General features: G+C 53.1%; 20 protein-coding genes. 9 read left to right on the top strand and 11 right to left on the bottom strand.

All coding sequences use genetic code 11. The features are described from left to right. The 10 genes from JRI89_13600 to JRI89_13555 all read right to left on the bottom strand — a co-directional run. Positions 1-230 (bottom strand): 50S ribosome-binding GTPase (locus JRI89_13600; protein ID MBW2072274.1); only part of this gene is annotated, 230 nt, incomplete at its 3' end. 32 nt (positions 231-262) lie between these two features. Continuing rightward, positions 263-1408: a pyridoxal phosphate-dependent aminotransferase gene (locus tag JRI89_13595; protein ID MBW2072273.1), complete on the bottom strand. Its 1146-nt coding sequence runs from the start codon at positions 1406-1408 to the stop codon at positions 263-265. Between the two features lie 35 nt (positions 1409-1443). Further along, positions 1444-2121: a tetratricopeptide repeat protein gene (locus tag JRI89_13590; GenBank protein ID MBW2072272.1), complete on the bottom strand. Its 678-nt coding sequence runs from the start codon at positions 2119-2121 to the stop codon at positions 1444-1446. A 172-nt stretch (positions 2122-2293) separates the two neighbouring features. Next, on the bottom strand, positions 2294-3166 hold the full coding sequence (locus tag JRI89_13585) for an ATP phosphoribosyltransferase (GenBank protein MBW2072271.1): 873 nt from the start codon (positions 3164-3166) through the stop codon (positions 2294-2296). Positions 3167-3206: 40 nt separating this feature from the next. Continuing rightward, on the bottom strand, positions 3207-3587 hold the full coding sequence (gene hisI / locus JRI89_13580) for a phosphoribosyl-AMP cyclohydrolase (GenBank protein MBW2072270.1): 381 nt from the start codon (positions 3585-3587) through the stop codon (positions 3207-3209). 97 nt (positions 3588-3684) lie between these two features. After that, positions 3685-4773 carry a 23S rRNA (adenine(2503)-C(2))-methyltransferase RlmN gene (rlmN, locus tag JRI89_13575; GenBank protein MBW2072269.1) on the bottom strand — a complete coding sequence of 363 codons (1089 nt, stop codon included), beginning with the start codon at positions 4771-4773 and terminating at the stop codon, positions 3685-3687. A 1-nt stretch (position 4774) separates the two neighbouring features. Continuing rightward, positions 4775-6088 carry a histone deacetylase gene (locus JRI89_13570; protein MBW2072268.1) on the bottom strand — a complete coding sequence of 438 codons (1314 nt, stop codon included), beginning with the start codon at positions 6086-6088 and terminating at the stop codon, positions 4775-4777. Beyond that, positions 6085-7755, bottom strand: a complete 1671-nt coding sequence (locus JRI89_13565) for a hydantoinase/oxoprolinase family protein (protein MBW2072267.1) — start codon at positions 7753-7755, stop codon at positions 6085-6087. Before JRI89_13565 ends, JRI89_13570 begins: the two co-directional genes overlap by 4 nt. A 197-nt stretch (positions 7756-7952) precedes the next feature. After that, a complete protein-coding gene (locus tag JRI89_13560; GenBank protein ID MBW2072266.1) occupies positions 7953-8105 on the bottom strand; it encodes a hypothetical protein in 153 nt (50 codons plus the stop codon). 23 nt (positions 8106-8128) lie between these two features. Continuing rightward, on the bottom strand, positions 8129-9076 hold the full coding sequence (locus tag JRI89_13555) for a lytic murein transglycosylase (protein ID MBW2072265.1): 948 nt from the start codon (positions 9074-9076) through the stop codon (positions 8129-8131). Positions 9077-9445: 369 nt separating this feature from the next. Between JRI89_13555 and JRI89_13550 the strand changes: the two genes are divergently transcribed. The 7 genes from JRI89_13550 to JRI89_13520 all read left to right on the top strand — a co-directional run bounded on the left by JRI89_13550 (position 9446) and on the right by JRI89_13520 (position 13512). Further along, the gene (locus JRI89_13550) at positions 9446-9862 is read left to right on the top strand and encodes a YjbQ family protein (GenBank protein MBW2072264.1); all 417 of its coding nucleotides are present in this window, start codon (positions 9446-9448) and stop codon (positions 9860-9862) included. 23 nt (positions 9863-9885) lie between these two features. Beyond that, positions 9886-10371, top strand: a complete 486-nt coding sequence (locus JRI89_13545; protein MBW2072263.1) for a YbaK/EbsC family protein — start codon at positions 9886-9888, stop codon at positions 10369-10371. A gap of 158 nt (positions 10372-10529) precedes the next feature. Then, positions 10530-11033, top strand: coding sequence for a low molecular weight protein arginine phosphatase (locus tag JRI89_13540; protein MBW2072262.1), 504 nt, complete (start codon positions 10530-10532; stop codon positions 11031-11033). 220 nt (positions 11034-11253) lie between these two features. After that, positions 11254-12255: a transposase gene (locus JRI89_13535; protein MBW2072261.1), complete on the top strand. Its 1002-nt coding sequence runs from the start codon at positions 11254-11256 to the stop codon at positions 12253-12255. Between the two features lie 75 nt (positions 12256-12330). Further along, positions 12331-12789, top strand: a complete 459-nt coding sequence (locus JRI89_13530) for an acyl-CoA thioesterase (GenBank protein MBW2072260.1) — start codon at positions 12331-12333, stop codon at positions 12787-12789. Further along, entirely contained in the window at positions 12776-12994 is a 219-nt protein-coding gene (locus JRI89_13525; GenBank protein MBW2072259.1) for a hypothetical protein, read from the top strand. The genes JRI89_13530 and JRI89_13525 overlap by 14 nt, the downstream gene beginning before the upstream one ends. Positions 12995-13098: 104 nt before the next feature. Further along, the gene (locus JRI89_13520; GenBank protein ID MBW2072258.1) at positions 13099-13512 is read left to right on the top strand and encodes a hypothetical protein; all 414 of its coding nucleotides are present in this window, start codon (positions 13099-13101) and stop codon (positions 13510-13512) included. 61 nt (positions 13513-13573) lie between these two features. Here the strand turns inward: JRI89_13520 and JRI89_13515 are convergent, their stop codons facing one another. Further along, a complete protein-coding gene (locus tag JRI89_13515) occupies positions 13574-13795 on the bottom strand; it encodes a hypothetical protein (GenBank protein MBW2072257.1) in 222 nt (73 codons plus the stop codon). A 376-nt stretch (positions 13796-14171) separates the two neighbouring features. Between JRI89_13515 and JRI89_13510 the strand changes: the two genes are divergently transcribed. Together JRI89_13510 and JRI89_13505 are read left to right on the top strand one after the other, a co-directional pair. Next, positions 14172-14693 carry a hypothetical protein gene (locus JRI89_13510; protein MBW2072256.1) on the top strand — a complete coding sequence of 174 codons (522 nt, stop codon included), beginning with the start codon at positions 14172-14174 and terminating at the stop codon, positions 14691-14693. Positions 14694-14761: 68 nt separating this feature from the next. Beyond that, positions 14762-14882 (top strand): SPFH domain-containing protein (locus JRI89_13505; protein MBW2072255.1); only part of this gene is annotated, 121 nt, incomplete at its 3' end.

The following is a 14882-nucleotide window of genomic DNA, read 5'->3' as shown; positions in this document are numbered from 1 at the left end:
GGCAGGTCCACGAACCGATAGCGCTTGTTTATTTCAAAGAAGTTGATGAGTTGAGTGCAGCCAGGGGTCTTGCTCGTACGCACGAGTTTCTTGCGATTGACAAGTCGATTGATCAGTGACGACTTGCCCACATTAGAGCGGCCCACAAAGGCCACCTCAGGCAGATCAGCTGGAGGATACTGCTCTGGCCTCACAGCACTGCCAACAAATGTGGCCGAATGGATATTCATCTCCCATGGACTCGCGGACCTCGAGGTTTCGGCTAGAGGCTCTGCAGATAGTGTTCTAAGCGATCCATGCCCTCGGCAATGTTCTCCAGAGAATTGGCGTAGGTGAACCTCAGGTAGCCTTCCGCCCTGCTGCCAAAGTCTATGCCGGGAGCAACACCCACCTTGGCCCTGTGGAGAATGTCAAAAGCGAACCTGTAGGAGTCTCCCGAGAACTTCCGGGCATCTGCCAGAATGTAGAAGGCGCCAGTGGGCTCCACTGCAATACCAAAACCCATATCTTTCAAACGGCGGATCATGTAGCGGCGCCTCTCGTCGTAGATACTCTTCATGCGCTCTACTTCCCTGGCGGCTTCGGGTGAGGTCAGCGCTTCTATTCCTGCTATCTGCGCCGCAGTATTAACGGAGATGAAGAAATTTTGCTGGATCTTCTGCATCGGCCGGATGAACTGTTCCGGAGCGATGAGGTAACCAAGACGCCAGCCTGTCATGGCGTACAATTTGGAAAAGCCATTGAGGACGAAGCTGTTGTCGTTGAACTGCAAAATAGACTGGGCTTTCCCTTCATATACCAGACCATGATAGATCTCGTCAGATATCACCACCGGCCCCATGTGGGCAATGGCAGCCAGACGCTCTTCTTCGAGCAGATTGCCCGTAGGGTTGGCTGGTGAGTTGACCAGGATGCCTTTGGTACGACTGCTCAGCCTGCTGCGGATATCCTCGGAACGGTACTGAAAGCCATCCTCAGCCTCTACAGGAATAGCAACTGTCTTGCCGCCAACGAAATGAATGCAATTGGGATAGCAGGGATAGTGGGGATTGGAGATGATGATCTCATCGCCTTTTTCCAGCAGTGTTCCAAAGACCAGCAGCATAGCGGGAGAAGTTCCAGAAGTGACAATTACCCGCTCCGGGGAAATGCTGACCTGGTATTGCCGGGCATAGTGTTCACAGATCGCCTGCCTCAGTTCCAGCAGACCCTGACTGTGAGTATAGTGAGTCATTCCCTGCTGGAGTGCTCTTTCACCCGCTGCTGCAATACAGCGGGGTGTGTCGAAATCTGGCTCTCCCACCTCCAGGTGAATGATGTGCTCGCCGGCTCGCTCCAGTTCTTGGGCCTTCTCTAGCACATCCATGACAATGAACGGTCTGATTTCACTGGCACGGGTGCTGATCATTCTTTTCCTTTTTCATGAGTATCTGAATAGAAAAGTTAGGGTAGGCTCTGCAAGTAGCTTCGTGCCTCTTCAGCCTCGTTGGATGCGGGGGCCTGCCGCATGACTTCCACGAAAGCCTGCCGCGCTTCACTGAATCTTCTCTGCTGGTAGAGCAACCTCCCCAGATTCAACCTGGCCTTGGCATATTCGGGGGCATAATTGAGTGCCTTGCGGTAAGAGCCTTCTGCCTCGGCCAGCATGTTCATGCCCTGGTACGCCTCGCCAAGGCTGTTGTAAGCCGAGGCAAATTCAGGAATAATCTGCACCGCCTGCTTCAATTGCAGGATGGCTTTGCCGTATTCTTTGCGCTTCAAATAGGCCCTGCCAAGATTGTAGTGGGCATCCTGAGGATTGCTGTAGAGTGGATTGCTGAGAGCCTTCTTGAAAGACTCTATCGCCTGCTGGATCTGGCCCTGTTCGAGATAGATGACACCCAGGTTGTTATAGGCCTCGGAATAGCCGGGCTTCAAGCGGATGGCCTCTTCAAAATGCAACTTCGCCTTGGCAGTATCCCGCTTCGCCCAGTAGGCAATGGCAATGTTGTAGTGAACATAGGGGTTTTCAGGATCGTCCTTGAGCGCTTTGAGAAACCTCTCCAGGGCCAGGTTAGGGTCGCGCCCCCTCAGCGCCAGAACTCCCTCGTTCACGTACCTTTCAGCCCTCTTCTTTTTCACGGCTTTGCTTTCCCCTGCGCAGCCGGCGGCAACGAAAGCAAAAAGGACCAGAACCCACCAGTATCTCCAGCTTTGCACAGATCTGCATGCTTTTACAGAACGCCCAGTTGTCATAACGTGCCCTCCATAGGCAGCTGACGAGTCAACCCTGGCAGATTTAACGGCGAATCTGTCAAATCACCTTATTCAGAGGGTATTCGATAATACCCTCAGCCCCCCGCTTCATGAGCGCCGGAATGAGATCGCGCACTCTATCTTTGCTCACTATGATCTCCACTGCCAGCCAGTTGGTCTGATAGAGATGTGAGACTGTGGGCGCATTGAGGCTCGGAACTATTTCCATGATATCACTTATTTTTTCTTCGGGAACATTCATTTTGACCCCAACCATGTTTTCCGCCTGCAATGCTCCTCGCAGCAGAAGGGCAATCTGTTCGATCTTTTGCCGTTTCCATGGATCTTCCCACGAGGCCAGATTGGCAATGAGCTGGGTGTTGGACTGCATCAGCTCCTTGACGATGCGCAAACCATTGGCTCGCAAGGTGCTCCCAGTTTCGGTAACCTCCACAATTGCGTCGCAGAGGCCCGAGATCACTTTGGCTTCCGTTGCACCCCAGGAAAATTCCACCTGTACCTTGATGCCCTGGTCCGCAAAATAGTTCCTGGTGAAGTTGACCAGTTCAGTAGAGATCTTCTTGCCTTCCAGGTCGCTCAGTTCTCGAATCTCAGAGTCCATGGGCACAGCCAGCACCCAGCGAGCTACTCTCTGGCTCACCTTCGAGTAAATCAGGTCGGCAACTACCTTGATTCTGGAACCGTTTTCCAGGATCCAGTCCTTGCCGGTCAAGCCCACATCAAAGGTGCCGCTTTCCACATATCTAGACATCTCCTGAGCCCGGCAAATAGAACACCGCAGTTCACTGTCGTTGATTTCTGGGAAATAATTGCGCGAACTGAGTGAAATGCGCCAGCCAGATTTTCTGAACAGTTCAAGTGTTGCTTCCTGTAAACTTCCTTTGGGTACACCAAGACTCACTTGCCGCACTGAACTAAAGACCTCCTTTAGCAATCCTCACAGGGATGTATTATTGCTTCTTATAGACCTTTTCCGGATCAAACACCTGCTCTCCCACCACCTGCAGTTGGCCGTTTTCAACCTTGCGATAGAAGCAGCTTCTGTATCCCTTGTGACAGGCTGCCCCGCCAACTTGCTTTACTCTGACAACCACGGCATCACAATCGCAGTCCACATAAATGCTCTCCACCAGCTGGACGTGACCAGAAGTCTCTCCTTTCAGCCAGAGCTTGCGCCGCGATCTGCTCCAGAAATGAGCTTTGCCTGTGGCCAGGGTCCTGTCCCAGGCTTCCTGGTTCATGTAGGCAAGCATCAACACTTCGCCGCTCTTCTCGTCCTGGATGATGGCTGGGATCAATCCCCCAGCCTTGTCAAAATCGAGCATTGTCATGGTCCTTGTGGCAAAGGTGGAAAGAGCCCTTCATGTTCCAGGCAAAACTGTCAACAAGTTTGAGACCTTGTTAGTACAGGCACCCTTCTTTGTCAAGTCAGAGAGGGCTGCGACCTGCCAGATGGCTCTTCTCTGATAAGAACTCATGCCCTCTGGATTGCCCACCAGTCCCCAGCTGTCCGCAGGCAGCCAGGATAGAAGTACCTCTACTCTGACGCACTGTGGCGGTCAAGTGGTGAGCAACAAGGATCTGTCTGAAGGCTTCAATCCTGCTCGCGCTTGGCCGGCTGAACTCTGCTCCGGGGTAGTCGTTGAAGGGGATGAGATTCACTTTGGCCTTCATGCCAGTCAACAGTCTGGCCAACTTGCTGGCAGCCTCGTCAGAGTCGTTCACCCCCCGGAGCAGCAAGTACTCAAAAGTAATCCTCTGGCGAGGTTTCAAGGGCAGCCTTCGGCAGCACTCCAGCACCTCCTCCAAGGGATATTTCCTGTTCACGGGCATGAGCATGGTTCTGGTCTCATTATCTGCCGCGTGCAACGACACAGCCAGGTTTACAGGAAAACGGTCGCCCAGACGCTCCATCTGCGGCACCAGACCTACAGTGGACACAGTTATCCGTCTGGGAGAAAAATCGACGGCCTTGCTGGAGGTCAAAATCTCCAGGCTCTTCAGGACCTGCTGCAGGTTGGCAAGCGGCTCCCCCATACCCATGAACACCAGATTGGTAATACGCTCTTCAGAGGCCAGCTGCCGCCGTGCTGCACAGAACTGCTCCACAATCTCACCCGCACTCAGGTTTCGCTGCAAGCCTAGACGTCCTGTAAGGCAGAAGCGGCAGCCAAAACCACAGCCAACCTGGGTCGACAGACAGAGGGTGAGCCTGGCTTCTTCGGCAATAAGTACGCTCTCCACCTGCCGGCCGTCAGACAGGCGAAATATTAGCTTTCTGGTGCCGTCGCTATCCTGCAGACAATCCACGCACTCCATGCTCCTCATGAGCAGCCGGCCCCTCAGCCAGCTGCGGAACTCCTTGCTGAGATTGGTCATGGCCTGGACATCCTCAACTTGTCTGCGATATACCCAGTTGAGCAGCTGCTGCGCCCGATAGCGGGGCTGTCCTGCCTGCTGAACCCAATCTTCCAACTCTGCAGGGGTGCACTCTTTGAAAAATATCTTGTCGGTCATTTCACGCCCGTTTGACCTGATAGGTGCCGGCAACTCGATCCTGCAGACATACGAGATCGAACCGCCTGGTGCTGGCATTATCAAACCAGCGGTTTGCCGTAGCCCGACATACTTCGCAACCGCCTCGAGGCACGTGAACAGCCAAGATGCGACGGCCGCTGTCAGCCCAGGAATCAATGCTCACCAGGCCGGCACACTCCTGGCAGATCCTCACAGTTTCTTTCTGTCCCTCGAAAAACCCGTCAGTATCATAGAATATCTTCCTGGTGCGCTCCACGTACTGGCTTCCTTTCACATACTTTTCCCTTTTCGCTGGCAGGCTCTTCCTCAGCTCCAGGATCTGGTCGCACGTCTGTCGTATGGCTGCAGTTACCATCTCACTTTGTTTGATTCTGTCCGGATCATAGTCAGGCTCTCTCACCCTGGAGTAGTCCATGCCGGCCAGTGCCAGAATAATACCCACGTTCACGTAGGGTAGAGCCCCTTCTATGGAGTAGCCTCCTTCCAGCACAGCAATATGCGGCTGCAATCTTTCAGTGAGGGCGGCATAGCCCTGAGCCGAGAAATTCATGTTGGTAATGGGGTCACTGTAGTGGTTGTCCTGGCCAGCGGAATTGACAATAAGCTCTGGTTCGAATTCCTCGATAACAGGCAGGACGATGCGCTCCAGTACATAGAGGAAGCCTTCTGCCGAGGTGCCCGGGGGAAGAGGAACATTGACTGTGGTGCCCAGAGCGTTTGGCCCACCCATTTCCTCCGGGAAGCCTGATCCTGGATACAGGGTGCGGCCATCCTGATGCAAGGAAATGAAAAGAGTATTGGGATCATGCCAGTAGATATCCTGGGTGCCGTCACCATGATGACAATCAGTGTCCACAATCGCTATTCTGTCAACCCCATACTGGTGCCGCAGGTACTCCACCATGACGGCCTCCACATTGATGGTGCAGAATCCTCTGGAGCCATGCACCACCTTCATGGCGTGATGTCCCGGCGGCCGCACAAGTGCGAAGCCGCAATCCACTTCACCTTTCATGAGAGCGTCTGCCACCACCAGACAGCCGCCTGCAGAAATGAGATGGCTCTCTGTCACACTGTGCTCTATGTCCGGAACGCAGAAGTGAACCCGCTGCACATCATCGGGGCTGGCAAGTCTGGGTTTGAGTTCGGTCAACCCCTCTATGTCCATGATCCCTTCTTCAAAGACCTGGTCCTGGGTGTACAGCAGCCTTTCTTCCCGCTCAGGATGGTCTGGACTGATAGCCCAGTCAAAAGCAGGAAAGAAAACGAGTCCTGTACGGCGACTGGCATTCATGCGGCAGCCTCCCTGTAATGGCTTATTAGTCCCGGTTTTATCTGAGTTCGAACCCGAATATTCTTGCCAACGGTGGAAAAGCCCCTCACCATATTGAACTCCTGCACTTCCAGCAGCTCCATTTCGAGATCATCCTCGTCCGCGCCCAACCGAAATGCCTTCGACTTCAGCAGGCCAAAGGCGAGATCGATCACTTCCTGGGTGCTGGCCTGCCTGTCTATGGAAGCAACATAATCTTCTTCAGGAACGCAAACATAGCCTTTTTCCGTATCAGCCACCACAGTGACTTCACAGGTGGTCCTGGCAATTGCAGCGCCAATGGCATTGGCCACCTCATGATGCGGCGGCACCTTGACGCTCCAGCCGCTCATGCTCTGCAGGGGCAGGGCGAGCTCTTCGGCTGGCCCCCCGATGATGATCAAACCCTCAGGTGAAATCTGGCGCCCCTCCAGCAGTTCGTGAATAGTATACACCGGCTGCTGATTTATGGAGTCAACCATCCGCCCAACCCCCTCCATGATGAGACTGCAGGTCTTTTCAACCACCATAGCCGCGGTCTCTTCAACTCCGGTCTTCAGTTGATAGCCAAGGCGGCGCATTGCCTCGGCAGCCCGCTGGCGGTGTCCACCAGTTGCAGCCCCTAGCGTGATCAGTGCGTCCGTGGGCGTCGGTTCCGGTCCTCCATAAGCAACTGCCCTGCCTTTCCTTTCAGGGCCAATCTCGAGCCGGTCCTTCTCCAGGCGAACCCAGCTGTCGCCGCCAACCCCTATGGAACATGTTCGCAAGGCCCTCACCAGGGTCTTGTATCCCCCGATGCTTATACCCCTGGGCTCCAGCAGCGGTACGCCACCCACCAGCACCGCCATGTCTGTGGTGGTGCCACCGATATCAAGAACAATCTCTTCCCTGTGAGGATCAGCGTGAGGAAGGGCTCCCATAATGCTCGCAGCCGGTCCTGAAAGTATGGTCTCCACAGCATACTGCAGCGAACGCTCCTGGGCCATGGTGCCGCCATCCGCTTTGAGGATTTCCAGCTGGATCATAAGACCACGCCGCTCCATGCACGTCTGCACTGCTCGATAGAATTCGCCGCTCATCGGGGCCACAGCCGCATTCAAGTAAGCTGTCGCTATCCGCCTGGGAAAATTCAACTGTCCCGAGACGCTGTGTCCCATGACCACAGTGGGAAAGGCGTCCGCCAGCAAATGGGCAATCTCCTGTTCCTGAGCCGGATTCCGAGTACTGAATTTGCCCACTACTGCCACCCTTTCGACCCCGGCATTCTTTAGCCTCGTGCGCAGGATGTCGATCTCCTGCGGGTCAATGGCTTGGATCACCATGCCTCTGTGATCCACTGCGCCTGTCACGGGATAGTAATGTTCGCCGATGCGGTACTCGTCGGGATTCATACCCGGCCCGCTAACCACCACTATTCCCACGGGCGGCATACGCTTCTGCACAATGGCATTGGTGGCGAGGGTTGTGCTCACCACTACCCTCTGAATGTCTTGTGGATCAAGATCTCCCGTGCATTCCAGAATAGAAAAGCAGACGCTTTCAATAAGGTTGTCCTCATCAGTGAGCATTTTTGTCTTGCCCACCACCTGATCGCCGTCAATTACTACCACGTCTGTGTGTGTACCACCCACATCGAGCCCGAGAATCATCTTTCAGCCTCACTGCTGGCGAGTTTCACTGTCCATTGCCCTGTGTACTCCCTGAGCCTTCCAGGATTCACCACATTTTCGTGCAGGCGACAATAGCAGATACTCCTGTGGGAGTCGAGTTCTTTTCCAGCAAGAAGGCAAACAGCCTCTTCAGAAGCAAACCCTGTGAAGTGCGGCGTGCTGTGGAACCAGTCTGATTAGAAGCCTGGACAACAAAGCAATAGCTGCCCTTCCTGGGGAGGAAAGTCGATGACTGCCAGCTCGGATGAACGCCTGTAGAGACGTTTGCGAGGCAGCCTTCCTGCCAGATACTCTGCCTCTGGCACCTGCCGCTCACTGGCAGCCAACATCAGCTGGAGCGGAATCTTCTCGATTAGCGCCTTGCTTGTGTCCGTGATGTTCGCTGCGCCAGAAGTTCGGCCAACCGGTAGACAGCGTTGGCATAGTGACTGGAGTGGTTGTAGGAAAGAAGAACCCTTTTCTTGGCCCTTATTCCAGCTGCCTGCTTCCAGCGGTGTGCCTCGAGGAAACAGGCCACACTGGCAATGGCGTCTTCATGGTTGAACAGATCGACAAGGCCGTCATTGTTGCCGTCCCTGCCGTACCGTTCAATATTGGAGGGCATGAATTGGGGAATGCCGATGGCTCCTTCACTGGAGCCTTTCAAGGCAAAAGGGTCCAGAGCATTTCGATTTAGGTATCTGATGAGCGCCTTCAGCTCTCCATAACCACGGTTCGCTCGCTTGTCCAATCGTTTGACAACTTGCTTGCCTGACTTTCCTGCCATTTGATCAGCGGCCACTTTAGCCAGAATCTTCTGTCTCACCTTTGGCTCAACCGCTGCGGCCATGGTAGACAGCACATTAAAGGTGCCATATCTGCCGGTATAGGTCCCCAACCTCGTCTCTACCATGAGAATCGCCACCACTACGGATGGTGGCACGCCGAAACGGTCCTCACTTTGTTTCAGAATATGATCATATTGCTTGAGGTAGCGACTTGCCCTGTCAACTGTGGCGGCTGTGAGAAACTGATCATAATTTAGAGCGCTCTCTCTACGGATGAGATTTGCTGCAACCACCTTGGCCTCGAGCTTCACCTCAGGACGCTGAAAAACCTTATAAATGTAGTTTGCTTCCAGACCGTCTGCTATTAATCTCTTTTGCAGAGGAAAAAAGAGGGGCTCAGAGGCGAAAGCAACTGTTCGAGCACACCAGAAAAACAAAAAAACTCCAGCAATAAATCCTGCAAACAGGACCCTCCGACCGCTGTCTCTGGGCTCAGTCAAATGCAAGTGCTGTAGTAGTATAACCGCTGTCATGGTCGCCTTACCTCTCTGCTCCTCCCAGCTGCTTGCTGTCAGTTGTTATTGACGCCGCTTTTTCCCAGCTCTTTCACCCCTAAACCAGCCAGACAATTCTGCTGGTGGACCCCGTTATTCAGCACTGCTTTGCAGCTCTGCAAGCAACCGCTCCCGGGGGAGGCAATTCCAGCAGAACGTGGAGAACCTTGCTGTCGCTGGGCATGTTGACAGGAGCTCTCATCTCTGGCAATGTGGACGAGCAAACAATTAGCAAAGATCTTGCCACAATGGGGTCTGCTCTGGCAGCAACGACAATGCCGCCGCAGGCGGCTCAGGTTCTCCAGTTTACAGTTTTTGCCTCTAGGGGACAAGGAGGAGAGAGAATTCATGAAGAGCTACCGCAAGGAACTGTGGTTCGAGGTTCCCAGCCGACGCGCCTTTATCAACATCACACCCCAGGTGGAAGCATGTCTTCGCGAGAGCGGTATAAGGGAGGGGCTGCTCCTTTGCAATGCCATGCATATTACCGCCTCGGTGTTCATCAACGACGACGAGGCCGGGCTGCACCACGATTATGACGTCTGGCTGGAGAGGCTCGCCCCCCATGAACCTGTGTCGCAATATCGCCACAACGTGGGCGAAGATAATGCCGACGCTCATATGAAGCGACAGGTGATGGGCCGAGAGGTCGTGGTTGCCGTAACCGATGGCCGTCTCGATTTCGGCACCTGGGAACAGATCTTTTATGGAGAATTTGACGGTCGCCGACGAAAGCGGGTACTGGTAAAAATCATCGGCGAATAGTACTGCTGAAGTGGAGAAGGAAAATGCATGTGTTTACGGCTGAAGAGGTTCGCAGGTTTTTTTTCGATCAGGGTATCGACAAGGAAATTCACACTTTCGAGGAGAGTACAGAGAATGCCTATCTGGCAGCCAGGGCTCTGGGAGTGCAACTCGGACAGATTGTCAAATCGATCCTGTTTCTGGCGGATGGCGAACCGGTGCTCATCTTGATGTCGGGGGACATGAATGTCCACAATAAGAAACTCAAGAAGCTATTGGGGGCGCGCAAGGTAAAGATTGCCGACTCGCAAACAGTGCTGGCGGCAACCGGGTATGAAGTGGGAGGAGTTCCGCCAGTGGCGCATCGGCAGAAGATACCAGTCTATCTGGACAAGAGCCTCGAGCGCTTCAGTGAAATATACCCTGCTGCAGGTGCTGCCAATAACATGTTCGCCACTACTTTTCAGGAATTGGCAGGGCTCACTGGTGCTGAAATCGTCGAGGTGGCCACTCCAAAAAAGAAGACTTGAGGCCGTGTCGTGTTGACTTTAGCTGGCTGGCTGGTTATGGTTTTGACTGAGGCTAAGGCCTCACTCTCTTTCTCCTTTCAACTCACCCCACGAGGCCATGGATCTCTCGGTTCATGGCCTCCTTTGCCATCATACCTGGTTGCCCTGCGGGAGTGTTGATGCATCCCCGGCCTGAGTCCATAAAAAGGATTCTCTTCGTCTGCACTGGCAACATCTGCCGCAGTCCCATGGCTGAAGCGATTTTTCGGCATCTGCTGCAGCGAAATCCCAGTGTCAACCTGGAAGTGGCCTCTGCCGGTTTGATAGCCTTGCCTGGCAACAGGGCCTCTTTCTCCGCCATCAGGGTTGCCGGAGAACACAACATTCACCTCGAGGATCACCAGGCTCGTCTCCTCAGCAGCCAACTGGCAAGCTGGGCCGATCTCATTCTGGTGATGGAATCTGGGCACAAAGATACAATCCTGCATCGATATCCTGAAACCAACAGCAAGATTCTACTTCTGCGCTCCTTTGCCCGTTACGGCTCACGCACCCGGGCAATTGCCGACCCTTTTGGGCTGAGTCTCGAGGCCTATCGCTTCTGCTTCCAGGACATCAAAGAGTGTGTCGAGTCTCTTTTTGCCTGGCTGCAGGCTGCGAAAAGGGGCCCGTCATCTTCATAATCCTACATATGCCGGCCCATCGGCTTTTCCCAGTCAAGAAATTGTACATCGAGCATGGTCAGCGGCCGGCGTTGGAATACCATTACCAGCAGCAGCCCGTCGTTAAAATTAGGTTGCACACCCTGCAAGTACAAGAAACAAAAAACCCCAAACAAAGGAGGTGGGGACGTCCATAAAATTATAAATTGACTTGTTTGTCCCGAAGCTATAAAATATTCTCATGCCACGTCAAGCCCGCATAGACGCGCCAGGCGCGCTTCATCACATCATCATCAGGGGAATAGAACGGAATAAGATCTTCCACGATAACAAAGACCGCAATGATTTTCTAGCCCGTATGGGCGATATTTTGAAAGAGACCTCTACCGGCTGTTTTGGATGGGCTCTGATCCCCAACCATGTCCACCTTCTGCTTCGCACAGGGACAGTCCCCATAGCAACGGTAATGAGGAGACTTCTCACGGGATACGCTGTGACTTTCAACCGAAAACACAATCGTCACGGTCACCTGTTTCAGAACCGCTACAAGTCCATTCTCTGTCAAGAGGACCCCTATTTTCTTGAGCTTGTCCGCTACATTCATCTGAATCCCTTGCGGGCCGGCTTGGTCAAGGATTTCGATGCACTAGGTAGTTACGCCTACTGTGGCCATAGTGTTATCCTGGGAAAGCAAAAAAATGACTGGCAGGATACGGACTACGTTTTGGCTCATTTTGCAAGCGAAAAAGATCGTGCCCGAAGAGAGTACTGCCTTTATGTGCAGGAGGGAGTGGGACGGGGCAGAAGACCTGATCTTGTAGGGGGTGGATTGATCAGAAGCCACGGGGGATGGCAAGAAGTGGAACGGTTAAGAAATGAAGGGGTGAGGGTCAAAGGGGATGAACGGATTCTTGGAGACAGTTCTTTTGTCCTGGAAATTCTCGGTGAAGCCGAGGAAAGACTTGCACGGGGACATGAGCTCGAGTCGCGAGGATTTAATATCGAGCAGCTGGCCATTCGGGTAGCAGATATTTTTGGCGTTGATGCGAGAGATATTTTCAAAGCAGGGAAATACAAAAAAATAGTGCCAGCACGAAGTGTCTTTTGTTATTGGGCTGTGAGGGAATTGGGAGTGAGTGGTACAGCTCTAGCTGCCAGACTTGGGATGACCCAGCCTGCTGTCAGTATATCTGTTAGAAGAGGGGGGAAAATCGTAGAAGAAATGGGTTTGCAGTTTGAGTGAAAATTTTATAATTTTATGGACGTCCCCACCCCTTTAATTATTGCATTGCTATGAAAAAATGATTATTTATTGAGTATGACGGATCCGAGACAGTCAGGAGACTTCAGGTACAGGTTCTTTTTTCCCGTGCAGGTCCGCTATGTGGAGACGGATCAACAGGGCCACGTATTCTTTGGCCACTACTTTACCTATTTCGATCTTGCTCTGACTGAGTACCTGAAGGCCATAAACTATAGTTATGATCAGTTCCTGCGAAATGGGGTAGATTTTTTCTATGTGGAATCGCTGGCCCAATACAGAGACAGGGCCTTCTTTGACGAGATTCTTCATGTACACGCCCGGGTGGGAAAAATTGGCAACACCAGTTTCACCTTTGATTTCAGTATATTTGAATCCAGTTCGGACCGATTTGTCGCTAACGGCCACATAGTAGCCGTGGCTGTTGATCCAAAAACCTCTCGGCCCGTGCCAGTTCCTGCCGCCTTCCGGCAAGCCGTGGCTAATTTTGAGGAGGGTGAAAATGCCAGTGATTAAAAATTTGTCCCGAGCACGCATGAAACTTGAGAATCTTTCCGGCGGAACTGTAGTGATGCCGCCATACGAGACTGCTGAGGTTTCTAACGAAGACTTGTCAGTGCCTCTTGTGAAGCACTATCTCAAAGTTGGGCGGCTGGCAATTGTCCCTGTCAATCCCAAGCCCTTAGAGGTGACGCTCACAGGAGCAAAGGAAAAGAAGTAGACCACCGTCAACGGCACAGGTCCTTTGTGACGGGCGGGTGAGCCAGCGACCGAGCACTTTGGCAACTGCAAAGTTCTCTTTGCCACCTGCAGGAGGACGTGAGATTGGCCGATTCTCCCTCACTTCCTATGGAGGAGCTGCTCGATAAGCTCAAGGATGAAGTAGCCAGGTGGGAGGACTCTCCCTATTATGTCCGCGACCAGGAGCTTTTCGACCTCGAACAGTTTCTCCTCGACTACCAGGCTCACCCGTTAAAGGAAGAACTGGAGGAGAGGTACGGGGTGCCTTTGAACACACAGTTCTGGACCTCTTCTCTCAACTATCACCGCTTGAAACGGGCCAGAGAACCCATCAAGAAGCAGGAAAACGAGCAAGAGCAGAAGCGGCAGCAATACCTGGAAGCCCAGCTCAGGCAGCAAACAGCCTGGCTGCAGTGGATCAAGGAATTGACCAGCGCCACGCGGCGAAGCCGGTTGAGACTGGAAAAAGGCGGCAAACATAAAGATAGTAAAGAGTGAAACTGCGAGAAAGCCCAGTCTATCTCGCAGTTTCAATTTAGTGCTGAATTTATATTCGTCTCTAGCGGATAGGTGTTGGCTGACAGAGGTGTTCTTCCTCCATGGCAACTCTACCGCAGCCTTCGCAACTGTATTTCATGGCCGCCAACTTGTCCCGACACACATGCCTGGGATCTACCGCCGGTGCACCACAGAAACTGCATCTAGTCTCATCACCACAGGGGTTGCAGAGATGCCCCGGCTCCCTGGCAACCGCCCCACAAGTTTTACATGTATAGGCCATGACTTCACTCCTTTTCTACTCAAAAGATTCCACCAGAATGACTATATCTATAACAGCTAACAACAAAACCAGGAAAGTCAAGCCGGACTTTTCTGGGGATACCTCAAAGAGTTACGCTTCGGGATGGCAGCATTGTCTGCTCTATTGCAGTCCTGGCCAGTTGCTGTCAGAAAAATGGCCGGCTGCTGGTCTTTCTTATGAAAGCAGCAAAAGGCCGGATGCCACTTCCGCTGCTTCGCCCGGGGAAAATGTTCCTGGCCTGCGAGTAAAGCATCTGCGAATTTGTTCAGGGCCGCTGCAGCAACAAGAATGGCTCGATCCTTGCTATCGGGACTAAATTGACCCTCTTTTAGCAGACATTGAAAGGAGAAACTCCATGCTGACCAAAGAGAAGCTGGCAGATTCCTGGCAACGGCTCGTGCAAATATTCCCCGGTATGCCTTCTTATCAGGAACGAGAGTCCCTCAGGGCCCAGGACAAACACATCAGAGACGCACTCTTCACCCGGCTGGACCATCAGATCCACCTCCTGGATCAGCTCAAGTCCGACATGGTGGCGGACGGGCAGCTCACCCCTCTCGCTGAATTGGACAGGGCCTGCCGTACGCTGCATCGCCTGGCGGACACCATCCGTTTTGCCCGTTACGGCTATGCGGGTCTCTTTGCAGTGGCTATTGACGAGGAAAAACTTGCAGAGCTCTACCATTACGATATGGGCATGGCGGCAACTATTGACAAAGTTGCCGAGGCCGTAAATACCCTGGTGCAGGAGTCAACAGAGCAGTGGCAACCGCAACTTTTCAAGGAAGTAAAGCAAGCCATCGACGCGCTGGACCAGAAGATAAGGAAGCGTGAGTCTCTTTTCAACCTAGCCGCGGGCCAGAACCTGGACAGGTGAATCGGCATACTGCCGCCAGTCTTTTGTAGATGCGGGAGTTTTCCCGCCAGATTTGAAGGAGCTGCAACATGTCTATTTTCCTTGAGGTAATCGAGTGGTTTGATGAAAGCGGCGAAACCATGATGCACCGTATACCAGAGGAGGGTTCAGCTGAAATAAAGATGGGCGCCCAGTTGATCGTCCGAGAAA

The organism is Deltaproteobacteria bacterium, assembly GCA_019309045.1.
Lineage (GTDB): Bacteria > Desulfobacterota > Syntrophobacteria > BM002 > BM002 > JAFDGZ01.
The sequence above is the reverse complement of the archived record's forward strand: the minus strand, read 5'-3'. Positions and strand labels throughout refer to the sequence as shown.

Coding starts and splice junctions, on each gene's coding strand:
- JRI89_13510 (MBW2072256.1), top strand. CDS start 14,172: ATGCTGACCAAAGAGAAGCTGGCAGATTCCTGGCAACGGCTCGTGCAA.
- JRI89_13555 (MBW2072265.1), bottom strand. CDS start 9,076: ATGACAGCGGTTATACTACTACAGCACTTGCATTTGACTGAGCCCAGA.
- JRI89_13540 (MBW2072262.1), top strand. CDS start 10,530: ATGCATCCCCGGCCTGAGTCCATAAAAAGGATTCTCTTCGTCTGCACT.
- JRI89_13595 (MBW2072273.1), bottom strand. CDS start 1,408: ATGATCAGCACCCGTGCCAGTGAAATCAGACCGTTCATTGTCATGGAT.
- hisI (MBW2072270.1), bottom strand. CDS start 3,587: ATGACAATGCTCGATTTTGACAAGGCTGGGGGATTGATCCCAGCCATC.
- JRI89_13560 (MBW2072266.1), bottom strand. CDS start 8,105: ATGTTGGCTGCCAGTGAGCGGCAGGTGCCAGAGGCAGAGTATCTGGCA.
- rlmN (MBW2072269.1), bottom strand. CDS start 4,773: ATGACCGACAAGATATTTTTCAAAGAGTGCACCCCTGCAGAGTTGGAA.
- JRI89_13530 (MBW2072260.1), top strand. CDS start 12,331: ATGACGGATCCGAGACAGTCAGGAGACTTCAGGTACAGGTTCTTTTTT.
- JRI89_13565 (MBW2072267.1), bottom strand. CDS start 7,755: ATGATTCTCGGGCTCGATGTGGGTGGTACACACACAGACGTGGTAGTA.
- JRI89_13535 (MBW2072261.1), top strand. CDS start 11,254: ATGCCACGTCAAGCCCGCATAGACGCGCCAGGCGCGCTTCATCACATC.
- JRI89_13545 (MBW2072263.1), top strand. CDS start 9,886: ATGCATGTGTTTACGGCTGAAGAGGTTCGCAGGTTTTTTTTCGATCAG.
- JRI89_13550 (MBW2072264.1), top strand. CDS start 9,446: ATGAAGAGCTACCGCAAGGAACTGTGGTTCGAGGTTCCCAGCCGACGC.
- JRI89_13525 (MBW2072259.1), top strand. CDS start 12,776: ATGCCAGTGATTAAAAATTTGTCCCGAGCACGCATGAAACTTGAGAAT.
- JRI89_13570 (MBW2072268.1), bottom strand. CDS start 6,088: ATGAATGCCAGTCGCCGTACAGGACTCGTTTTCTTTCCTGCTTTTGAC.
- JRI89_13515 (MBW2072257.1), bottom strand. CDS start 13,795: ATGGCCTATACATGTAAAACTTGTGGGGCGGTTGCCAGGGAGCCGGGG.